Source organism: Streptomyces sp. NPDC057854 (assembly GCF_042797055.1).
Lineage (GTDB): Bacteria > Actinomycetota > Actinomycetes > Streptomycetales > Streptomycetaceae > Streptomyces.
Genome location: NZ_JBHVMF010000013.1, coordinates 114,101 through 134,871 on the forward strand (window position 1 = coordinate 114,101; position 20,771 = coordinate 134,871).

The 20,771-nt window shown below is 71.1% G+C and carries 12 protein-coding genes and 1 tRNA gene; 6 read left to right on the plus strand and 7 right to left on the minus strand.

Features of this window, described 5'->3' with window-relative positions; translation table 11 throughout:
- Nucleotides 1-2 precede the first annotated feature (2 nt).
- From ACFVQZ_RS20165 to ligD, 5 genes are all read right to left on the minus strand, one after another.
- Nucleotides 3-1,292: an ATP-binding protein gene (locus ACFVQZ_RS20165; protein ID WP_383624429.1), complete on the minus strand. Its 1,290-nt coding sequence runs from the start codon at nucleotides 1,290-1,292 to the stop codon at nucleotides 3-5.
- Nucleotides 1,289-2,005, minus strand: coding sequence for a hypothetical protein (locus tag ACFVQZ_RS20170; RefSeq protein ID WP_383624432.1), 717 nt, complete (start codon nucleotides 2,003-2,005; stop codon nucleotides 1,289-1,291). Before ACFVQZ_RS20170 ends, ACFVQZ_RS20165 begins: the two co-directional genes overlap by 4 nt.
- Nucleotides 2,006-2,220: 215 nt before the next feature.
- Nucleotides 2,221-4,350, minus strand: coding sequence for a PBS lyase (locus ACFVQZ_RS20175; protein WP_383624435.1), 2,130 nt, complete (start codon nucleotides 4,348-4,350; stop codon nucleotides 2,221-2,223).
- A gap of 243 nt (nucleotides 4,351-4,593) precedes the next feature.
- Nucleotides 4,594-5,517 carry a DNA ligase gene (locus ACFVQZ_RS20180; protein WP_383624438.1) on the minus strand — a complete coding sequence of 308 codons (924 nt, stop codon included), beginning with the start codon at nucleotides 5,515-5,517 and terminating at the stop codon, nucleotides 4,594-4,596.
- Complete coding sequence (ligD, locus tag ACFVQZ_RS20185) at nucleotides 5,514-6,398, minus strand: non-homologous end-joining DNA ligase (RefSeq protein WP_383624441.1); 885 nt, start codon at nucleotides 6,396-6,398, stop codon at nucleotides 5,514-5,516. The genes ACFVQZ_RS20180 and ligD overlap by 4 nt, the downstream gene beginning before the upstream one ends.
- Nucleotides 6,399-6,448: 50 nt before the next feature.
- Here ligD and ACFVQZ_RS20190 point away from each other — a divergent pair, with 50 nt between their 5' ends.
- Together ACFVQZ_RS20190 and ACFVQZ_RS20195 are read left to right on the plus strand one after the other, a co-directional pair.
- Nucleotides 6,449-7,519, plus strand: coding sequence for a Ku protein (locus tag ACFVQZ_RS20190; protein WP_383624444.1), 1,071 nt, complete (start codon nucleotides 6,449-6,451; stop codon nucleotides 7,517-7,519).
- 329 nt (nucleotides 7,520-7,848) lie between these two features.
- Nucleotides 7,849-9,351 carry a M4 family metallopeptidase gene (locus ACFVQZ_RS20195; protein ID WP_383624593.1) on the plus strand — a complete coding sequence of 501 codons (1,503 nt, stop codon included), beginning with the start codon at nucleotides 7,849-7,851 and terminating at the stop codon, nucleotides 9,349-9,351.
- 188 nt (nucleotides 9,352-9,539) lie between these two features.
- Here ACFVQZ_RS20195 and ACFVQZ_RS20200 read toward each other — a convergent pair.
- A tRNA-OTHER gene (locus tag ACFVQZ_RS20200) sits at nucleotides 9,540-9,618 on the minus strand.
- 428 nt (nucleotides 9,619-10,046) lie between these two features.
- Entirely contained in the window at nucleotides 10,047-11,732 is a 1,686-nt protein-coding gene (locus ACFVQZ_RS20205; protein WP_383624447.1) for a DUF6119 family protein, read from the minus strand.
- A 146-nt stretch (nucleotides 11,733-11,878) separates the two neighbouring features.
- On the opposite strand from ACFVQZ_RS20205, the gene ACFVQZ_RS20210 reads away from it, so the two are divergent.
- The 4 genes from ACFVQZ_RS20210 to ACFVQZ_RS20225 all read left to right on the plus strand — a co-directional run bounded on the left by ACFVQZ_RS20210 (nucleotide 11,879) and on the right by ACFVQZ_RS20225 (nucleotide 20,556).
- On the plus strand, nucleotides 11,879-14,032 hold the full coding sequence (locus ACFVQZ_RS20210; protein WP_383624450.1) for an N-6 DNA methylase: 2,154 nt from the start codon (nucleotides 11,879-11,881) through the stop codon (nucleotides 14,030-14,032).
- An 88-nt stretch (nucleotides 14,033-14,120) separates the two neighbouring features.
- On the plus strand, nucleotides 14,121-16,112 hold the full coding sequence (locus tag ACFVQZ_RS20215; protein ID WP_383624452.1) for an N-6 DNA methylase: 1,992 nt from the start codon (nucleotides 14,121-14,123) through the stop codon (nucleotides 16,110-16,112).
- Nucleotides 16,109-17,365 (plus strand): restriction endonuclease subunit S, encoded by a 1,257-nt coding sequence (locus ACFVQZ_RS20220; protein WP_383624455.1) that lies wholly within the window; start codon nucleotides 16,109-16,111, stop codon nucleotides 17,363-17,365. Before ACFVQZ_RS20215 ends, ACFVQZ_RS20220 begins: the two co-directional genes overlap by 4 nt.
- Nucleotides 17,362-20,556: a type I restriction endonuclease subunit R gene (locus ACFVQZ_RS20225; RefSeq protein ID WP_383624459.1), complete on the plus strand. Its 3,195-nt coding sequence runs from the start codon at nucleotides 17,362-17,364 to the stop codon at nucleotides 20,554-20,556. The genes ACFVQZ_RS20220 and ACFVQZ_RS20225 overlap by 4 nt, the downstream gene beginning before the upstream one ends.
- Nucleotides 20,557-20,771 lie beyond the last annotated feature (215 nt).

The window sequence follows — 20,771 nt, forward strand, 5'->3', positions numbered from 1 at the left end:
AGTCAGCCCTGCTCCGGGTCGTCGTCCGCGAGCCGTACGTACTCCGGCAGGCGGATCCGGGCCTCGGCGCCGCCGTCCGGGGCGGCGGCGAAGACCAGCTCCGCGCCGATCACCTCCGCCTGCCCCACCGCGATGGTCAGCCCGAGCCCGTGCCCCTTGCCGCCGCTCTCGGTGCGGAACCGCTGCGGACCGGAGGCCAACAGATACGCCGGATAGCCCGGCCCGTGGTCCCGCACCGTCACCTCCGGACCGTCCACGGTCACCACGACCGGCGGCCGGCCGTGCCGGTGCGCGTTGGCCACCAGGTTGCCGAGGACCCGCTCCAGGCGCCGCCGGTCCGTCTCCACCGCCGCGTCCCGGACGATCCACACCTCCGTCTCCGTGCCGGACGCCCGCACCACCCGCTCCACCAGCGGGCCGAGGTCGTGCACGGCCAGGTCGACCGTCTCGTTGCGGGCGTCCAGGCGGGAGATCTCCAGCAGGTCCTCGGTCAGCCCGCGCATCGCCCGCACCCGGTCCCGCACCAGCTCGGCCGGCCGCCCCTCCGGCAGGAGTTCGGCGGCGGCCGAGAGGCCGGTCAGCGGGGTCCGCAGCTCATGGGCCACGTCCGCCGTGAACCGCTGCTCGCTCTGCAGCTTGCGCTGGAGCGAGGACGCCATGGTGTCGAGCGCCCCGGACACCGTCGCCACCTCGTCCTGCGGGCGCCGCGGGTCCCGCGTCCGCGGGTCGTCCACGCGCGCGTCCAGGTCGCCGGCGGTGATCCGGCGGGCCACCTGCGCGGTCGCGTGCAGCCGCCGGGTGACCCGGGTGACGGCCGTGACGCCGACCGCCAGGGTCACCGCGATCGCGAGGACCGAGGAGCCGACGATCGACCGGTCCAGGGCGTCGAGGGTCCCCGCGCCGAGGCTGTGGTCGACCCGTACGGCCAGCGCGTGCCCGTCCGCCGGGCCCGCTGCCCACATAGTGGGCCGCCCCCGGTGGTCGGCGACCATGGTGCCGCGCTCGCCGCGCGCGGTCAGCCGCCGCAGCGGCTCCGGCAGCCCGTCCGGATCGAGCCCGGCGAACGGCGGCAGCGGTTCGCCCGCCTCGTACAGCCGGGTCACGTCCACCAGCCGGGCCAGCGCCTTCTCCCGGGCGTCCCGCTCGGTCTGCCCGGTCACCGACACGTGCACCAGCGTGCCGAGCAGCGCGGCCAGCGCGCAGCACATCACGGCGATGAAGACCGCGGCCTTCCAGGTGAGCGTCGCGGTCCAGGCGGGCGCCCGGGGCCGGCGGGCCCGGCGCGCGGTCACGGCGCCGGCTCCGGACGCGGGCCGGCGGTCCCGGACGGCACGGGCGTCGTCCGTACGGGCACGATCTCGTCGCGCGCCGGAAGCATGCTGTGCTGCCGCTCGTCCCACGACCACGCGGTGCGGTACTCGTACCCGGGGATCCCCGCCGACGCGGCCCGCACGATCAGGTCCCGGCCGGCCAGCTCCACGCTGATCACCTGCTCGACCGTGGACATCACCCGGGTGAGCCCGCCGCGCTCGGCGAGGTACACCCGGACGGCGACCTGCTGCTCCGGCATCCGGATCCCCACGATCAGCTCGTCCCGGCCGTTCCCGGTGAGGTCCCGGTAGTACGGCGACAGCACCGGGCAGGCGGCCGGCGCGGTGTCGCAGGCGAGGACCGCGCGGGCGGTCGGGTCGTCCATCCCGTCGCCGCCGGAGTACGTGCCCGGGCGGGCGGCCACCTCGGCCCGCACCACCGCCACCGGGTCCACGCTCCGCACGTCGGCGTTCCGCACGGCGATCCCCGGCACGCGGGGCGTGTCCGTCTCGCCGTAGTCGACGGGCGGGTCCGAGGCGGGCGGCAGCTCCGGCCAGAGCCGCACCGGCCCCACCGCCGTCTCCGCCGGACCGTCGCTCTTGAGCCCGCCCTCACCGCCACAGCCGGCGAGGACCACCGCGCCCAGCACGAGGGCGGCGGGCGCAGCGGCGAGCCGGACGGTCAGGGGTCTCACGCTGCTCCTCCGGATCGGTCGGTGCGGAGTCGGTACCGAGTCCGTACGGATCAGAACGATAGGCGGAATCGCCTCCCATTGTTCGATTGCCGGAATTGTCGTGCGAGCGGAAGGCAGGACGAAGGGGCGGACGGGAGGGGCCGAAGGGAGGGGCGGAAGGGACGGGCGGGGCAGGATGGCGGGGCGGAGCGGCCCCGGTCTCGCGGGGGAGCCGCCTACCGCGCGTCCCGGCGCTCCATGCGGGCCAGGGCCGCCCGGCACAGGGTCAGCAGCTTCTCGTCCTGGTGGATGTCATGGCTGCCGGAGGCGCCCTCGCGGGCGTTGTGCCGGCGGCGGCGGGTCAGCTCCGTGAGGACCGGCAGATGGGCCGCCGCCGCGGCCGGGCCCATCTCCGCGAAGCACTCCGCGATGTCCACGCGCGCGTGCCGGTTCTCCTCCCAGGCCGCCAGCAGCACCGGAAGCGTCCGCTCCGTCTCCCCGGACACCCGCCACAGCGCCGCCGCGCACCGCACCCGCTCCCACAGGTCGCGCGAGGTCAGCCCCGGCCGCAGCGCCCGCGCCGCACCGGCCGCCGCCGGCCCGATCGCGCCCAGCGTCTGCGCCGCCGCGCACCGGTCGGCCCCCGACGTCCCCGGCCGCAGCCACCGCACCAGCACCGGCACCACCGCGTCCGCGTCCCCCTCGACCGCCCACAGGGCCCCCGCCGCCGTCGTGGCGACCGGCGCCGACTCCGCGGCCAGCAGCTCCCGCAGCTCCGGCACGGCCTCCCGCGCGGCCGGCCCGAACGCCCCCAGGGTCCGCGCCGCCGCCTCCCGCACCCACGCGCGCCGATGCGCCGGCGCCCCGCGCAGCACCCGCAGCACCTCCGGCAGCGCCTCCCGGCCCCGCACCGCCGCCAGCGCGTACAGCAACGGCGCCGCCCGGTCGTACAGGTCCTCGTCCAGCGCCACCGCCGCCAGCCGCCGCCGCAGCAACGGCGCCAGCCCCGCCGCGGCGGGGCCCAGCCCGTCCACCGCGTACAGCAGCTCCCGCCGCACCTCACCCGGCCCCTCCAGCGCCCGCGCGAGCAGCGGCACGGCCCGCGCGTCGCCGCTCCGCGCCAGCGCCAGCAGCGCCCCGTCCCGCCCGGTCCGGCCGGTCAGCTCCGGCAGCCCCCCGGACACACCGGGCGCCCCGCCCGCCCCCCGGGCGAGGACGCCCGCCAACGCGTCCGCCGCCGGCGCGCCCCGCTCGAACAACCGCTCCAGGAACGAGGTGGCGGCCTCCCGCAGCCGCGCGTCCGGATCGGCCAGCTGCTCCCCGACGAGCCGCACGACCTCCTCGTACCGCCCCCGCCAGAGCCGTATCAGCCCGCCGCACAACCAGATCGCGTCCGACCGCTGCCCCGCGTCCGGGCTCCGCAACTGCGCCGTGATCAGCGCGATCCGGTCGTCCACCCGGTCGTCCAGCGCACCGTGCAGCGTCCGCAGCAGCTCCTCCGTCCACGGCGTCCGCCGGCCCGTCACGTGCTCTTCCAGCAGCTCCCGCACCTGCCCCACGAGCGTCACCGGCATCCGCGCCGGACCCGGCTCGCCGCCCCCGTCCCCCGGTTCCGGCGCCGTCCGGATCTCCTCCAGCAGCGCCGTCACCCGCCCCACGACATCGTCCGGGATCCGCCCCGGCGCACACCGCGCGAGCTGCGCCAGCGCCGCCAGCCGCAGCCCCGGGTCCTGCGCCGCGCCCGCCAGCCAGCCCAGCCAGTCGACGGTCTCGCCGCGCAGCGACGCGTGCCGCAGCGCGATCCGCCCCACCGCCTCCACCAGCGCCAGCCGCACCTCCGTGTTCGGCTCCACGGTCAGCCGCTCCCGCAACAGGGTCAGCACGCGCGCGGGGTCCGGGTGCAGCGACGCCAGCGCCACCGGCACCGCCAGCCGCACCTCCGGATCGGCGTCGTCGACCAGGCCGAGGAACACGTCCGCGCCGGCCGCGACGGCGGCGGCGGCCATCGCGAAGTTCGCGGCCGGGACGAACCCGTCGTCGTCCCCGCCGGGCCCGGCCGGCCCGTTCAGGTCGTCGTCCTCGTCGACGAGCTCGATCCCGCCGATGCTGGTGAGGAGTTCGACGATGCCGCCGCGGTCCTGGACGACGGGGTCGGCGACCAGCTCCAGCAGGAACGGGATGCAGGCGAGCGTGGAGTCGTACACGTCGCCCTGGTGGTGGACCGCGCCGTACATGCCGTCGAGACCGGCCTCCCGCTCGGCGGGGTCGGCCGAGGCGAGACCGCGGAGCAGCGCCGGAACGTCGTCCGCGGGGCCGTACGCGTGCCCCAGCGAGGCCCAGTCGACCTCCTCGATCCCCGTCAGCATCGCCCGGCCGCCTTCCCCGTGAGCCCTCATATCAGGCAGCAAGTGTGCACCACAGGAGGGACATCGACGCCGAACGGACGCCACCGACCCCGGGACCGGCGAACGTTGCGCTCGGTTTGCGCCATCTGCGGTCAGCGACAGGCGTGTTGGGCCTCGTGCGCCTCACGCGCGCGTGCACGGGAGTGAGGAACGCACCGCCCGGCGCCGGATCTCGCCGTCGTACGACCGCCCGGCGGCCGTACGTCACACCCCCTCGCCCCGGAAGCGCACGAACGCCGGCGCGCCCGTCTGCCGTCCGGCGGCCTGCCGCAGCTCCACCGTCAGCGGCACGGCGAGCCGCAGGTACGGGCCGTGCTCGGGATCGGTGTCCGGCACGAGGCCGCCGCCGACCTCCGCGACCCGCCCGCCGACCTCGCGGGCCTGCAACGGCGTCAGCCTGGGCACCGTCGGCACCGCCCGCCCGTCCGGCAGCCGGACCAGCAGCGCCCGCGGCCGTTCCGCCGGGCCGATCAGCCCGATCAGCTCCGCGTCGACCGTCTCCGCGTGCCGCACCTTCCGCCACGCCCAGGTGGCACCGGAGCGGTACGCGGACCCCATCGCCTTGGCCACCACGCCCTCCACGCCCGCCTCCCGCAGGTCCCGGAACCACGCGCGCGCCGTCTCCTCGTCCTCCGTGGCCAGCACCCGCTGGAGCGGCGGCCCGGCCTCGCGCAGCGCCGCGCCGAGCAGCTCCCACCGGTCCCGCAGCGGCAGCGCGCGGACGTCCCGGCCGGGCATCGCGAGCAGGTCGAAGGCGATGTACGAGACGGGCACCCCGGTCCGCACCCGGTCGGCGTGCGTCCGCAGCAGGTCGGTGAAGCTGAGCCGCCCGTCGCGGTACGCGCACAGCTCGCCGTCCAGCACGATCCCGGGCGGCAGCAGCACCGCGAGCGCCGCCGCGACGTCCGGGAACTCGGGGGCGAGGTCGCGCCGGGACCGCGACTGGAGCACCACCCGCCCGCCCTCCAGGACGAAGGCCAGCGCCCGGAACCCGTCGAGCTTGAGCGAGTACTGCAGCTCCCGGGGCGCCGGAGCCTGCGCGGGGATCTCCGCCACCGACCGGGGCCGCATGACGTCCACCGGCGGCACCAGCACGACGCCGCCGCTGCTGTTCACCGCATTCGTCACGGCACTCTCCCCGCCCGTCCCGCGTCGAACAGGGGCCCCAGCAGTTCCCCGTACCGCTCCAGACGTGGCGCGATGTCGCCCATGGCGAAGGAGAGGTCGGCGGGGTCCGCGCACGCCTCGACCTCCTCCCAGGTGACCGGCGCGGAGACGGTGGGCCGCTCGCGCGCGCGGAGGGTGTAGGGGGTGGCGGTGGTCTTGGCGGCGGCGTTCTGGCTGTGGTCGACGAAGACCTTTCCGGGGCGCAGCGCCTTCGCCATCCGGTGCGTGACCAGCGCCGGAAGCTCCGCCTCGGCCTCGACGGCGAGCCGCTTGGCGTACGCGGAGACCTCCCCGGACGGCGTCGGCACGACCGGGACCAGCAGATGGAGCCCCTTGGCGCCGGAGGTCTTGGCGAAGGCGGTCAGACCGTCGCCGGCGAGCCGTTCGCGCAGGTGGAGCGCGACCCGGCAGCAGTCGACGACGGTGGCGGGCGGTCCCGGGTCGAGGTCGAGGACGAGCCGGTCGGCGACGGCGGGGGCGGCGGCGGTCCACTGCGGCGTGTGGAACTCGACGACCAGGTTGGACGCCCACACCAGCGACGGCAGGTCCTGGACCATCACCTGCCGGGCGCGCGGGTCCTCGGTGCGCGGAACGGGCGTGGTGGCCACCCAGGCGGGCGTACCGGGCGGCGGATTCTTGGTGAAGAAGAGCTGCCCGTCGGGCCCGTCCGGATAGCGCAGGAAGGACACGGGCCGGTCGCGCAGATGCGGCAGGATCGCGGCCTCGACGGTGGCGTAGTAGTGCAGCAGCTCGCCCTTGGTGGTGCCGGTGGCCGGATGGATGACCTTGCCGAGGTTACTGAGCGTGATGCGGCGCCCCGCCACCTCTGTGATGGGCGTCATACGATGAGGCTCCCACGAATCCCGATAAACCGGTACGAAGGGAGCGAACCGTGCGATCGATCTGGAACGGCGCCATATCCTTCGGCCTGGTCAGCATTCCGATCAAGCTCGTGAACGCCACGGAGAGCCGGTCCGTCTCCTTCCGCCAGATCCACGAGGCCGACGGCGGCCGGATCCGCTACCGGAAGGTCTGCGAGCTGGACGGCGAGGAGGTCACACAGGCCGAGATCGGGAAGGCGTACGAGGACGCCGACGGCACCATGATCCCGATCACGGACGAGGACCTGGCCGCGCTGCCGCTGCCCACGGCCAAGACGATCGAGATCGTCGCCTTCGTCCCGGCGGCCGACATCGACCCGCTCCAGATGGACGCCGCGTACTACCTCTCCGCGAACGGCGTGCCGGCCGCCAAGCCGTACACGCTCCTGCGGGAGGCGCTGAAGCGCAGCGACAAGGTGGCGGTGGCGAAGTTCGCGCTGCGGGGCCGCGAACGGCTCGGCATGCTCCGGGTGGTGGACGACGTGATCGCCATGCACGGCCTGCTCTGGCCCGACGAGATCCGCGCGCCGGAGGGCGTGGCCCCGGAGACCCCGGTCACCGTCCGTGACGCCGAACTCGACCTGGCGGACGCCCTGATGGCCACCCTCGGCGAGGTCGACATCAGCACCCTCCACGACGACTACCGCGAGGCGGTGGAGGAGATGATCGCGGCGAAGGCGGCGGGCGGCGAGGGGGTCGCGCCGCCGGAACCGGGCGAGGAACGCGGCGGCGGCCAGGTGATCGACCTGATGGCGGCGCTGGAGAAGAGCGTCCGCGAGGCGAAGGAGGCCCGCGGCGAACCGGCGGAGGTCACGGACATCACGAGCCGCCCGCCGAGGAAGACGGCGGCGAAGAAGGCGGCGGAGGCGGAGAAGGACACGGCCGAGAAGGAGCCGGCCGAGACGGAGCCGGCGGAGAAGCGAACGGCGGCGAGGAAGACCGCCAAGAAGACGCCGGCGAAGAAGACGGCAGCGCAGAAGACAACGGCGCAGAAGACGGCAGCTCAGAAGACAACGGCGAAGAAGGCGACGGCGAAGAAGACTGCGGCGAAGAAGTCGACCCCGAAGAAGCGCTCGGCCTGACGTACCGCCCTCCCCAGGGCATACGGAAGCCCCCTGCCCCCACCTCCCCGCCGGAGGGGGCAGGGGGCTTCCGCATGCCCCAAAACCGCCCCCGCCCACCCCCGTTGAGGGTGCCGCATACCGGACGCGTCACCCCGCCCTTCGGACAACAGATGGTCACATTCTTGTTGCATACCTGTCAAAAACCCGGTTCTGCTGGCACGCTCCCCTCCGCGTCACCCCCCACATGAACCCCCACGCGTTTCAGCGAAGGAGCCCGCGTGATCCGCCAGCAGTCCTCGCACCGCCGGACCGTCGTCCGCACCGCCGCCCTCGTCGCCTCGGCCGCCATGGTCGTCGTCGGCGTCCAGACCGGAACCGCCGGAGCCGCGGCCGTGAACGAGACCGGCAGCGAGCCGGGGGCCACCGCCCTCGTCCTCAGCGCCCCCGAGCGGGCCGCCGCGATCCGCCAGGCCCAGGCGTCGGCGTCCGAGACGGCGAAGGCGATCGGCCTCACCACCCGCGAGAAGCTGGTCGCCCGCGACGTCGTCAAGGACGCGGACGGCACGGTCCACACCCGTTACGAGCGCACGTACGACGGCCTGCCGGTGCTCGGCGGCGACCTCGTGGTCCACCAGAAGAAGAACGGCGCCCGCTCCACCACGAAGGCGACGAAGGCGAGCATCGCCGTCCCCGCCACGACGACCGCCACCGAGGCCCGCGAAGGCGCCCGCAAGGTGATCTGGGCGGCCGGCGGCAAGCCCGTCCTCGCCTGGGAGACCGTGGAGAAGGGCCGCCAGCACGACGGCACGCCGAGCGAGCGCCACGTCATCACGGACGCCGCCACGGGCAAGGAGCTCCACGCGTACGAGGCGATCGAGACGGGCGTCGGCAACACCCAGTACAGCGGCCAGGTCACCCTCGGCACCGCCCCCGGCTTCACCCTCACGGACACCGCCCGCGGCGGCCACAAGACGTACGACCTCAAGGGCGCCGCCAGCGGCACCGGCACCCTCTTCACCAACTCCACCGACACCTGGGGCGACGGCCTCGCGAGCAACCGCGAGACGGCCGCCGCCGACGCCCACTACGGCGCGGCGGTCACCTGGGACTTCTACAAGAACGAGCTGGGCCGCAACGGCATCCGCGGCGACGGCGTCGCCGCCTACTCCCGCGTCCACTACGGCAACGCGTACGTCAACGCCTTCTGGTCCGACTCCTGCTTCTGCATGACGTACGGCGACGGCGCCGGCAACGCCAAGCCGCTCACGTCCCTCGACGTCGCCGGCCACGAGATGACCCACGGCCTCACCGCCGCCACGGCCAACCTCCGCTACAGCAAGGAGTCCGGCGGCCTCAACGAGGCCACCTCCGACATCCTCGGCACCGCGGTCGAGTTCTACGCCGCGAACCCCTCCGACCCCGGCGACTACCTCATCGGCGAGAAGATCGACATCCGCGGCAACGGCACCCCGCTCCGCCACATGGACCGTCCCAGCAAGGACGGCAACTCCGCCGACTACTGGTCCAGCAGCCTCGGCCGCCTCGACGTCCACTACTCGTCGGGCCCGGCCAACCACTTCTTCTACCTCCTGGCCGAGGGCAGCGGCACCAAGACGATCAACGGCGTCACCTACACCTCCCCGACCTACGACAACTCCACCCTCACCGGCATAGGCCGCGAGAAGGCGTACCGCATCTGGTACAAGGCCCTCTCCACCTACATGACCTCCACCACCACCTACGCCGGCGCCCGCACCGCCACCCTCACCGCCGCCTCCGACCTCTACGGCCCGACCTCCCCGGAGTACACCGCCGTCAACGCGGCCTGGAAGGCCGTCAACGTCAAGTGACCCCTGCCGCCCGGCCGTCACCGACGGCCGGGCCCGGCGCGGCGTGCCCGACCCCCGGGCCCTGACCCGACCCGACGCCGCGCGGCCCGGACCGCGACCTGTCAGAGGGCCGCCCGCCCGCGCATACGACAAAACCCCGCTCTCAGCGTTTCCGCTGATCACGGGGTCTGTCTGGCACTTCTGCGAAGTGCCCCCGGCAGGATTCGAACCTGCGCACACGGCTCCGGAGGCCGTCGGTGTTTCCGGCGATTTTCGCAAGTCAGAGGCTTTGCTGATGTGCCGTCAGGCGTCTTGTCCCGCGCATGTCCCGCGAGAATGAAATGTCCTACTTGGTTGTCATTCTGTGTTGGGGTCAGTCGTGTTGGGGTCAGACCAGGCGGCCTGGTGGGCGGCCGCGACACACGGACGTCCATGACGGTCAGCGGCTCGCCCTCGCCGACCAGTCCGCCTCATCTGCTGGCCGCCCCGCTCGCCGGCCAGGCCGGGCAACGTGGTCTATGAACGGTGGACTGGTCCGCTCGGGCAGGGTGAAGCGGCCATTCAGGACGATGCTGTCACCCGGTTGCTCGGCGAGGGGGGACCAGCGTGGCACCGTCTCATGCCGGGACGGATGTAAGGGCGAACAGCGGTGCTGCCGACGCCCCCGGCCTGTGAAGGCGGCACGCGATGCGACAACGCGGGTGACATGGTGCGGCTCAGTAGTCGGCGTTCGGCGACGGAATGCCGACTACTGCCACGTCGATGCCCTGCGCGCGCAGCGCCCGGGTTGCCTGCAGCAGGGACACCTGGGCGAAGGTGAACAGGTTCTTCGTGGTCAGGGCCTTGCCGCCCTTGAGTGAGATGGCGTAGACGACCTTCCTCGGAGTGAAGTCCTCGCCGACCGGGTGCCCGGGGCGACGTTCCCGGACGCGGCGGACGAATTCGGCACGTGCCTCCGCGTCGTAGCGCAGGGCGTCGGCGGAGATCCTGCCCTGGGCGAAGAGGTGGCTGAGAGGCGCTGAGGAGGCTGCCCTCTTGACATGGATCAGGGTCCCGTCCTCGGCGAGCAGATCCGCGGCTTCGAAACCGTGCGGATGCTGGGCCGTCCGGATCAGTCGACGGTCCAGGCAGACGTAACCCTGCTTCGCTGCCTCCTGGTTGTACTCCTCCTCCGTCGCGAGGCCGGCGGTCCAGGCAGGCAGTGGGCAGTCGGCCGGGGTGGTGAGCAGCGTGTCGACCTCTCTCCGGATGCCCTCCAGATGCTGGTCCCCGATCTCGAACCAGCGTCCCTCGTGGTGGAAATAGCGGCTGGAGTCGAGCGGTATCTCGGCTGTGATCCACTTGTGGGCCTTCACCTGGGCGCTCACAGGGTCGGTGCCCTCCTCGTCCCGGTGCATCTGCACGTAGCCGGCGGACAGGGCTTCCAGGCGCCTGCCGGGCGGGATGCCGTCGAGGAGGGCCAGCATGTCGTCGAGCGTCGGGGAAGCCATGAGCCGGCGGACGGGCCCGACCTTCACCTGGTAGGAAAGTGCGGCGTCCTCCTGGTCGAGGCAGGCCGCGGGGACGGCCAGAGCGAGCGATCCGGTGTCCGCCGAGGCGCCCAGCAGATCGTCGAGGCGGGCCTCCAGGACGCTGCGCCGGGGGTCTCCGCTCTTGAGCGGTCGAACGCGAGCGATTGCCTCGAATTCGGGTGCCGGAGACCGGCGGGCGAGGATCGCCCGGATCTGTGTGAGGTCGTGAAGCAGGTTCTCGGGCTCCGCACCGAGATGGATCTTCAGGGCGTCCGTACCGGCGACCTGAGCCGTTCGCCGACTGCGCTTGCCGATCGTGAGCTCCGTCGAGCTCAGGGTGCCGACCAGTCGGCTGACCACTTCGCCGTACTCCTCGATGGGGAACGCGCGGATGTGCTGCCCCTGGGCGGCCGAGCTCCGGTCCGTGCGTCCTCTGGCGTCCATCAGACTGTGTGTGACCTGGCGGATGGCGTCGGGCTGCGCGGCGCGCAAGACGAAGTCGAACCCGAAGCCGGGGGAGATCCTGCTCTGATCCAGCAGGAGGTGCCCCATGCCGAAGGTGAGGGCGAAGACGTCGTCGGCTACGGGGACGAGCAGCGCGCATGCCGACGTGCGGTTCTCCACAGGCGGCTTGCGCCCGGTGAGGACGTGCACAGCCGACGCCCAGTCGGGCGGTCGGTGGCGGCCGATCACCCCGTGACACAAGAGCGCGGGAGTGCCTGCGGTGATCACGTCCTCGATGGCGAAGGAGTGATCACGCTCGTACCTGCTGTTGAGCGCGGCGCGCAGGTCGGCGGAAGACGCGCCCGTGTTCCGGAGCAGGTAGAGGGTGCTGCGCCGGGTCCTGAGGGGGGCGGCAGGGCTGTGGGTGCGGGTCGGGTCGAGTGGCACGGTGACTCCCGGGGTCGCGGGGTGAAAGGCCGGTGATAGCTGCGTTCAGTAGATGGTCCCGTGAAAGCACTGTCAAACATTGATCTCTGTTTGGCTTCTGGTGTACTGTGTGAGCTGTTCGCCCTGAGGAGAGGTGCCGGCAGGCCATGCCAGAGACAACAGCCCATGTGACAGCCGCGGAGATCTCGCGCATCGCCGGTGTCACCCGGGCCACGGTCAGCAACTGGCGCCGACGTCACGCCGACTTCCCTGCTCCGTCCGGTGGCACCGAGACGAGTCCGCTCTACGACCTTGGGGCGGTACGGGAATGGCTCGGCGCGCGCGGGCACTCGCAGGCCGCCGACCCCCGGGAGGAACTGCGCACGGCGGTCCGCTTCCACGCGCCCGACCCGGACAGGACGACCAGCCGCATCGGCTTCGTCCTCGCCCTCGCCCGCCGCTGCCCGGCCGAGACGGCGGCGCCGACTGACCTCACGGACGCCGAGCTCGCCGATCGCGCCGCTAAAGAGGTGGCCGGGCTCCTGGCCTCGCTCCCCGGTCCGACGCCCCCGAGTCCCGTCTTCTCCGCCGCGGACGGCCCCGTCCTGCGCGCGCTCCTTCGCTGCGTACGCGAGGAAGGCGGTCAGGCCGCGCTGACGGTGCTGGCCGAAAGGGAACTAGAGGAGAGCGCCGCGACCGGCGTCCACGGAACCCCCGAACCCCTGGCGCGCCTGGCCGCGGCCCTGCTCCCCGCCGGGGTCGAGCGTGTGCTTGATCCGGCCTGCGGCAGCGGCGCGCTGCTGGCGGCCGCCGCCGAGTGTGGCGCCACCACCCTCTTCGGACAGGACTCCGTGCCCGTACAGGCTCAGCGCGCCGCCGTCGGGCTGACCCTCGCCGCCCCGCGGGCCGAGGTCACCGTACGCGTCGGGGACAGCCTGCGCGCTGACTGCTTCGACGGCCTGACGGCGGACGCGGTGGTGTGCAACCCGCCGTACGGAGACCGCGAGTGGGGCCACGACGAGCTCGCCTACGACCCGCGCTGGGCGTACGGCGTACCCGGCCGGTCCGAATCCGAGCTCGCCTGGGTGCAGCACTGCCTCGCCCACCTCGCTCCGGGCAGCTGGGCTGTGCTGATCCTGCCTCCGGCCACCGCCTCCCGCCCCGCCGGGCGCCGCGTCAGGGCCGAGCTGGTACGCAGTGGCGCCGTGCGGGCCGTGCTCGCCCTCCCGGCCGGGGCGGCGGCACCGCTCCACGTGGGCCTGCAGCTGTGGGTACTTCAGCGGCCCGAGCCGGGCGGCCCGGAGCGCAAGGCGGTGCTGTTCGTCGACACGGCCGGGACAGCTTCGTCGAGTACGAGGGGACAGTCGACGGGCGCGCCGCGTACGGGCTCCTCCCGTGCCCCCGTCGACTGGGTCGGCCTGACCGCCCGGACCCTCGCCCACTGGAACGCCTTCACCGCCGACCCGGACCGGTTCACGGCCGAGCCCGGCACCGCGCGTGCGGTGCCGGTCATCGACCTCCTCGACGACCTCGTCGACCTCACCCCCGCACGCCAGGTCCGTATCTCGCGTACGGACGTCGATCCCGCCGAGCTGTTCACCCGCACGGAGACAGGCCGCCGCGAACTGACCGAGGCTGCCCACCGCCTCCTCGACGCGGCGGACCTCGCAGGCCGGTCCGAACCCGGCTCGCCCCGGGAGTGGCGCACGGCCACTGCCTCCGACCTCACCCGGGGAGGGGCGCTGACCCTGCTCCGTACAGTGGCGGACACCAAAGGCCCGGAGCCGGACGGTGCCTCCTCCGCGCCAGGGACACCGGTGCTCACCGGGGCCGACATCGCGGGCGGGACGGGCCCGACCGGCGACCCGGCGGAGATCCGATCCCTGGCTCCCGCCCCGGTGATCGCCGCGGGTGACGTCCTCGTACGGGCGATCGCGGGCGGCGCCGGACCGATGGCCCGCGTGGCCGACGAGGTGGACGCGGGTGCGCTCCTCGGCCCCCAGGTCCACCTCCTGCGCCCCGACCCGGCCCGCCTGGACTCCTGGTTCCTCGCCGGCTTCATCGGCTCGGCGGAGAACATCGCGGGCGCCTCCACCGGCAGCACCGTACTGCACGTGGCCCCGGGCCGGCTGCGGGTCCCGCTGCTGCCCCTGGACGAACAGCGCCGCTACGGAGAGGCGTTCCGGCACGTCCACGAACTACGCGCGCGGGCGCACCGGGCGGCGCGGCTCGCGGAGGAGACGGCGGCTCTGCTGACGGACGGCCTCACGGGCGGCGCGCTCCTGCCGTCCAGGACCCCGGCGGACGCCGATCCGGCCTGAACCCGACTCGTACGCACTCCCATCGACCACACTTGTCCGCACCCGCTCCGGTTGGGCGGGACGGTTCGGAAGGAAACCGGGGAACCCCTTGAACAGCAGTAAGCACACGGAACTGGCGAACCACGCCTGGTCCGTCGCCGACCTCCTGCGCGGTGACTACAAGCAGTCCGACTACGGCAAGGTCATCCTGCCGTTCACGGTGCTGCGCCGCCTGGAATGCGTCCTGGAGCCCACCCGCGACAAGGTCGTGGAGACCGTGGCCCGCTTCGAGGGCCAGGACATCGACACCGACCACTTCCTGCGCCGCGCCTCGGGCCACTCCTTCTACAACAGGAGTGACCTGACCCTGAAGAAGATCGCGGGCGATCCCAGGAACGCCGCGGTCCTCCTGCAGAAGTACGTGGGCGCCTTCTCGGACAACGCCCGCGAGGTCCTCGACAAGTACGAGTTCGCCCAGCAGATCAAGCGGCTGGACGGCGCCGACCTGCTCTACAAGGTCATCGGCAGGTTCACCGACCTGGACCTGCACCCCGACGTCGTGCCCAACCACAACATGGGCTACATCTTCGAGGAGCTGATCCGCCGCTTCGCGGAGCAGTCCAACGAGACCGCCGGTGAGCACTTCACGCCCCGCGAGGTCATCAAGCTCATGGTGAACCTGCTGATCGAGCCGGACGGCGACGCGCTCACCGTCCCGGGCGTGGTCCGCACCGTCATGGACCCGGCCTGCGGCACGGGCGGCATGCTGTCGGCGGCCGAGGAGTTCATCAGGAAGCACAACCCCGACGCCACGGTGGAGGTGTACGGGCAGGAGCTCAACCCCGAGTCCTGGGCCATCTGCCGGTCCGATCTGATGATCAAGGGCCAGGACCCGGAGCACATCGCCTTCGGCAACTCCTTCAGCGACCCCGGCCACGGCCGCGAGAAGTTCGACTTCCTGCTGGCCAACCCGCCGTTCGGCGTGGAGTGGAAAAAGGTCAAAGAAGAGGTCGAGTACGAGCACAAGCACCTCGGCGAGGCCGGCCGCTTCGCTGCGGGCCTGCCGCGCATCAACGACGGCTCGCTCCTCTTCCTCCAGCACATGATCTCGATGATGAAGCCGGTCGACGTGAGGGGTGGCGGTGGCTCCCGCATCGCCATCGTCTTCAACGGCTCCCCGCTCTTCACCGGCGCGGCCGGCTCCGGCGAATCCGAGATTCGCCGCTGGATCCTGGAGAACGACTGGCTCGAGGGCATCGTCGCGCTCCCGGACCAGCTCTTCTACAACACCGGCATCTCCACGTACTTCTGGATCCTGACCAACAAGAAGTCCCCGGACCACAAGGGCAAGGTCATCCTGCTGGACGCGCGTGACCAGTTCCAGAAGATGCGCAAGTCGCTCGGCGACAAGCGCAAGGAACTGGGCAAGCAGCACATCAAGGACGTGACGCGCCTCTACGCCGAGGCGATCCAGGTCGTGGCGGACCCCGAGCACCCTCAGCACTCCAAGGTCAAGGTCTTCGACAACTCGGTCTTCGGCTACCAGCGCATCACGGTCGAGCGCCCGCTGAAGCTCCGCTTCGAGGTCACGGAGGAGACGCTGACGGCCCTGGCTGCGGCGAAGCCGGTTCAGAAGCTGGCGGACGCGGATGCGTTCGTGGCGGCTGTCCGTACGCTGCTGGGCTCGACGTGGTCGAAGAAGTCCGACGCCCTGGTGGCCCTGAAGGACGCGGTGGTGGCGGCCGGCCTGCTGTGGCCGACGGGCGCGCCCTTCGCGAAGGCGCTGCGGGACGCGGTGGGCGTCCGCGACCCGGAGGGCGAGGTGCAGCGGATCAAGGGCGAACCGGAACCGGACGCGGAGCTGCGGGATTACGAGAACGTGCCGCTGGGCGAGGACGTTGAGGAGTACCTGAAGCGCGAGGTGCTGCCGCACGTGCCAGACGCGTGGATCGACCACACGAGGACGAAGATCGGCTACGAGATCCCAGTTACGCGCCATTTCTACGTCTACCACCCGCCGAGGCCGCTGGTGGAAATCGACGCCGAGCTGAAGGCTCTTGAGGAAGAGATCCAGGGACTGTTGGGGGAGGTGACGGAATGAGCGATGTCTGGAGTTCACTGCCCCCTCACTGGGGCAAGACGCGGCTGGATCGAGTAGCCGCTATCAATGCGCGCATCGGCTGGAAGGCGCTCACTGCAGCCGAGTATCAGACGGACGGGTACGCTTTTCTGGCCACGCCTAACATCAAGGGTCGAGATATCGACTTCGAGAATGTGAACTACATCTCGGAGTTTCGCTACCAGGAGTCTCCCGAGCTAAAGCTGAAGGCAGGAGACGTGCTCCTCGCCAAAGACGGCAACACGCTCGGCATCGTGAACATTGTAAAGCAATTGCCGCGCGAGGCGACCGTGAACGGATCGATTGCAGTGCTGCGCGCCTCCGTGATGGAACCTCGGTTTCTTCGATATGTGATTGCGAGTAATCCTATCCAGTCACACATTGAGTCGGTGAAGGATGGGATGGGTGTTCCGCATCTATTTCAGAGGGATATTAAGCGCTTTCCGCTGCCGGAGCCTCCTCTGTGGGAGCAGCGTCGGATCGCTGACTTTCTCGACATCGAGACCGGAAAGATTGACGATCTGGTGTCCAAGAAGTGCCGCCTCGTCGCGCTTCTAGAGGAACGCGTTGACAGCCGCATCCTCGCTTACGTGGGGGCGAGCGCCCTTGTGGCCGGATCGGCTGGAGCACCCGTCTTTCCCGTTCGGCGTCTCCTGGCGAAGGTGGTCCGGCCGCCAGTATGCGACGTCGGCGTAGTCACGGCTTACAGAGATGGGCATGTTACGGAACGCTCGCTGCGGCGGGCTGAAGGCTACACGCTGTCGGGATCCGTAGAACCGCAAGGGCAATACGTGGCACCCGGTGATGTCGTTGTTCACGGTCTCGACGGATTCGCCGGGGCCATCGGGACGTCAGAAGCCTCTGGCAACTGTAGCCCCGTCTATCACGTGTGCGAGCCCCTGAATGGTGGCGATCCGTACTTCTTGGGACGGCTACTTCGCTTGCTGGCCATTCAAGGGTATCTCGGCAACTTTGCGACGAGTACTCGTGAGCGGGCCGTTGACTTTCGAAACTGGGATCTTTTCGGGCGCATTCCTCTTCCTGTCGTGCCGTGCGACGAACAGCGTGAGATCGGAGCTTCTATCAGAAGAATTCGGCCTCTGAGAGAAGCGGTCGAGCGTTCATCAGCATTGGCAGCTGAACGCCGCCAAGCCCTCATCACCGCCGCCGTAACCGGTCAGTTCGACGTCTCCACCGCCAGCGGACGCAACGTCACGGAGGGAATCACCGCATGAGCAACGGCCCCGTCCACCGCGAGTCCGCCTTCGGTGACGCGATAGTCGCCGCCATGACCGCGCGCGGCTGGCGCGAAGCGAGCTCCGCCGGCTATCAGCCCGACCTCGGCCTGGACACCCAGGAGCTCTTCGAGTTCCTCGGCAGGACCCAGGCCGAGGAGTGGCACGAGCTCCGCACCATCTACGGCGACGCCAACGAGGCCCAGCGCGGCTTCGCCCGGCGCCTCGACCAAGCGATCGCCACCGATGGGCTGCTCCACGTCCTCCGCAACGGCGTGAAGGACCGTGGCGTGCGGCTTCGCGTCGCCTACTTCAAGCCAAACCTGGTCCCGGACGACTCCGTCCTCAACGGTTACCGGGCCAACCGCCTCACCGTCGTCCGTGAACTGCCCTATGCCACCAAGCAGCGCGACTGGCACAACCGCCTCGACCTGACCCTCTTCCTCAACGGCATTCCCATCGCCACCGCCGAGCTGAAGAACCCCCTCACCGGTCAGGGCGTCGAGCACGCCATGGATCAGTACCGGACCGACCGCGACCCCACCGAGTTGATCTTCACCCGCCGGGTTATCGCCAACTTCGCCGTCGATCCGGACCTGGTCTTCGTCACGACCACCCTCAAGGGCAAGAACACCCGGTTCCTGCCCTTCAACACCGGCTCCGAGGGCCCCGGCCGCCCCGGCGGCGCCGGGAACCCCGCGCCCACCGCCTTCGGCCAGTACGCGACCTCCTACCTCTGGGACCAGGTCTGGCAGCGGGACAACTGGCTGGATCTCCTCCAGCGGTTCGTGCACCAGCACAAGACGAAGACGCCTGGCGGTGGCACCTCCCGCACCACGATCTTCCCGCGCTACCACCAGTGGGACGTGGTCAAGAAGCTGACCGCCCACGCCGCCACCCACGGCGCCGGGCACAACTACCTGGTCATGGCTTCCGCCGGATCGGGCAAGTCCAACACCATCGGCTGGCTCGCCCACCGCCTCTCCGACCTGCACGCGGACACCGACCCCCGCGCCCTCGACACCGAGGCCCTGGCGGCCGGCTTCGTCAAGCCCGGCGCACCGGTGTTCGACAAGGTCATCGTCATCACCGACCGCCGGAACCTGGACGCCCAGCTCCGCGAGACGGTCGGCGGATTTTCGCAGACCGACGGCCTGGTCGTGAAGATCGACGAGAAGCACGGCGCGAAGAGCGAACAGCTCGCCCGCGCGCTCTCCCGGGACACCGGGAAGATCGTCACCGTCACCCTGCACTCGTTCCCCGCGCTGCTCGACTACATGAAGCGCCACCCGACGGAGCTCAGCGGCACGACCTTCGCGATCATCCTGGACGAGGCGCACTCCTCCCAGTCCGGCGACGCGGCCACCGCCGTACGCGCCGCCCTCCGCGAACTCGGCCTCGACTCCGACTCCGAGGAGGCGGGCGCCACCAGCGTCACCGTCACGGACAAGCTCAAGAAGAAGGCCCTGGAGCGCTCCCGGGCCGCGAACCTCTCCTACTTCGCCTTCACCGCCACCCCCAAGGCCAAGACCCTGGAGCTCTTCGGGACCCCGGACACGGTGGACGGCAAGGAGGCGTACCGCCCCTTCCACACGTACTCGATGCGTCAGGCCATCGAGGAAGGCTTCATCCTCGACCCCCTGCGCAACTACGTCACGTACAACACGTACTGGAAGCTGGTGAACCAGAACCGCGACGAGGTCGAGGTAGACCCCTCCAAGGCGAACTCGCTCCTCGCCCGGTTCGCACTCACCCACGACTCCACGGTCTCCCAGCACGCCCAGGTGATCGTGGAGCACTTCGTCACCCACACCCGCGGCCGGCTCGGCGGCCGGGCCAAGGCCATGGTCGTGACGGCCTCCCGGCAGTCCGCCGTCCAGATGGCCCGCGCGATCAAGAGCTACATCAAGGACCGGGACTACGACACCAGGTATCCCGACCTGGGCGTCCTCGTCGCCTTCTCCGGCTCGCTCACCATCGACGGCGAGGAGACCACCGAGCCGAAGGAGAACGGCGGCCTGTCCGAGAGCGCGCTGCCCAAGGCGTTCGCGTACACCCGCGCCGACGACAAGGCCGTCCAGGCCGGTGCGAAGGGCCAGCCGGAGTACCGGATCCTGGTGGTCGCGGAGAAGTACCAGACCGGCTTCGACCAGCCCTTGTTGACGACCATGTACGTCAACAAGACGCTGACCGGCATCGCGGCCGTCCAAACCCTCTCCCGCCTCAACCGCACCGCCGACCGCAAGTCCCAGGCGGACCTCGCCGTCCTGGACTTCGTCAACGAAGCCGAGGACATCAAGGACTCGTTCCGGCCGTACTTCGAGGAGGCAAACACCCTCCCCTCCGATCCGAACCTCCTCTACACCGCCCAGAGCCGGGTCATGTCCGCGCCGATCGTCTCGGAAGCGGAGATGGACGAGTTCGCCGCCGCGTACTTCGGTGCGAAGGAGAAGGCCGCCGGATCACAGGCCGCGTGGGAGAAGCTGCACGCCGAGCTGTACCGCCGACTCTCCCCGGCCGTGGCCCGGTACGAGGCCCTGCGCGACAACGACGAGGACGACGACGCGGTCCAGACCGCGGAGGACTTCCGTGCCGACCTCAACGACTACGTCCGCAAGTACGGTTTCCTCGCCCAGATCGTGCCCTACCACGACCCCGACCTGGAGCGGCTGTACCTCTACGGCCGCTACCTCCTCACGCGGCTGCGCGGCAAGGCCGACGGGGGAGTGGACATCGGCGAGGTCGACCTCAGCCACCTGCGGGTGGAGAAGACCGGCGAGCACGACGTCTCGCTGTCCCCCGAGGGGGCGGCCACGATGCCGGGCTTCGGAGACGGCACGGGTGGCGCCAAGGACGCCGAGAAGTCGCTGCTGTCCGAGCTGATCGAGAAGTTCAACGCCAAGTTCGGCACGGACTTCACCGAACAGGACGTCATCCGTCCCTTCGAGGAGGCGAAGGCCGACCCCAAGGTCAGGAAGGCGGCGGTCGCCAACGACGACGTCGACAACTTCGGGAAGGTCTTCGACAAGGTCTTCGCCGACAAGATGGCCGACCACATCGACTCCATCGCCGATCTCGGCCGCCAGTACTTCGGCTCCGACCGGAACTTCAAGTCCAGCCTCGACCGCAGCGCCCGCCGCGCCGCGTGGCGGATGATCCGACGCGAGGAGGGCGTGGAAGACGCCGCGTAGACCGAGATGGATCGGGCCCTGTGTGCATCGGCGAGATGTACACAGGGCCGGCGTCGCGTTCTAACGCCCGGCCGCTAGCCCCCGCATCCGGCCCAGCCGGCGGGACCCCGGTGAGTGCGGGGCCGCCGATCAGGCGAGTCGAGTACGACAGACGGCACCACACCGCACAGGCTGATCTCGGCCAGATGTGACAGACCTTCCCCGCCTGCCTGGAC

What these genes read in the sequence shown, in the direction of transcription:
- ACFVQZ_RS20220 (WP_383624455.1), top strand. Translation starts at nt 16,109, where the DNA reads ATGAGCGATGTCTGGAGTTCACTGCCCCCTCACTGGGGCAAGACGCGG.
- ligD (WP_383624441.1), bottom strand. Translation starts at nt 6,398, where the DNA reads ATGACGCCCATCACAGAGGTGGCGGGGCGCCGCATCACGCTCAGTAAC.
- ACFVQZ_RS20210 (WP_383624450.1), top strand. Translation starts at nt 11,879, where the DNA reads ATGCCAGAGACAACAGCCCATGTGACAGCCGCGGAGATCTCGCGCATC.
- ACFVQZ_RS20175 (WP_383624435.1), bottom strand. Translation starts at nt 4,350, where the DNA reads ATGCTGACGGGGATCGAGGAGGTCGACTGGGCCTCGCTGGGGCACGCG.
- ACFVQZ_RS20195 (WP_383624593.1), top strand. Translation starts at nt 7,849, where the DNA reads ATGGTCGTCGTCGGCGTCCAGACCGGAACCGCCGGAGCCGCGGCCGTG.
- ACFVQZ_RS20225 (WP_383624459.1), top strand. Translation starts at nt 17,362, where the DNA reads ATGAGCAACGGCCCCGTCCACCGCGAGTCCGCCTTCGGTGACGCGATA.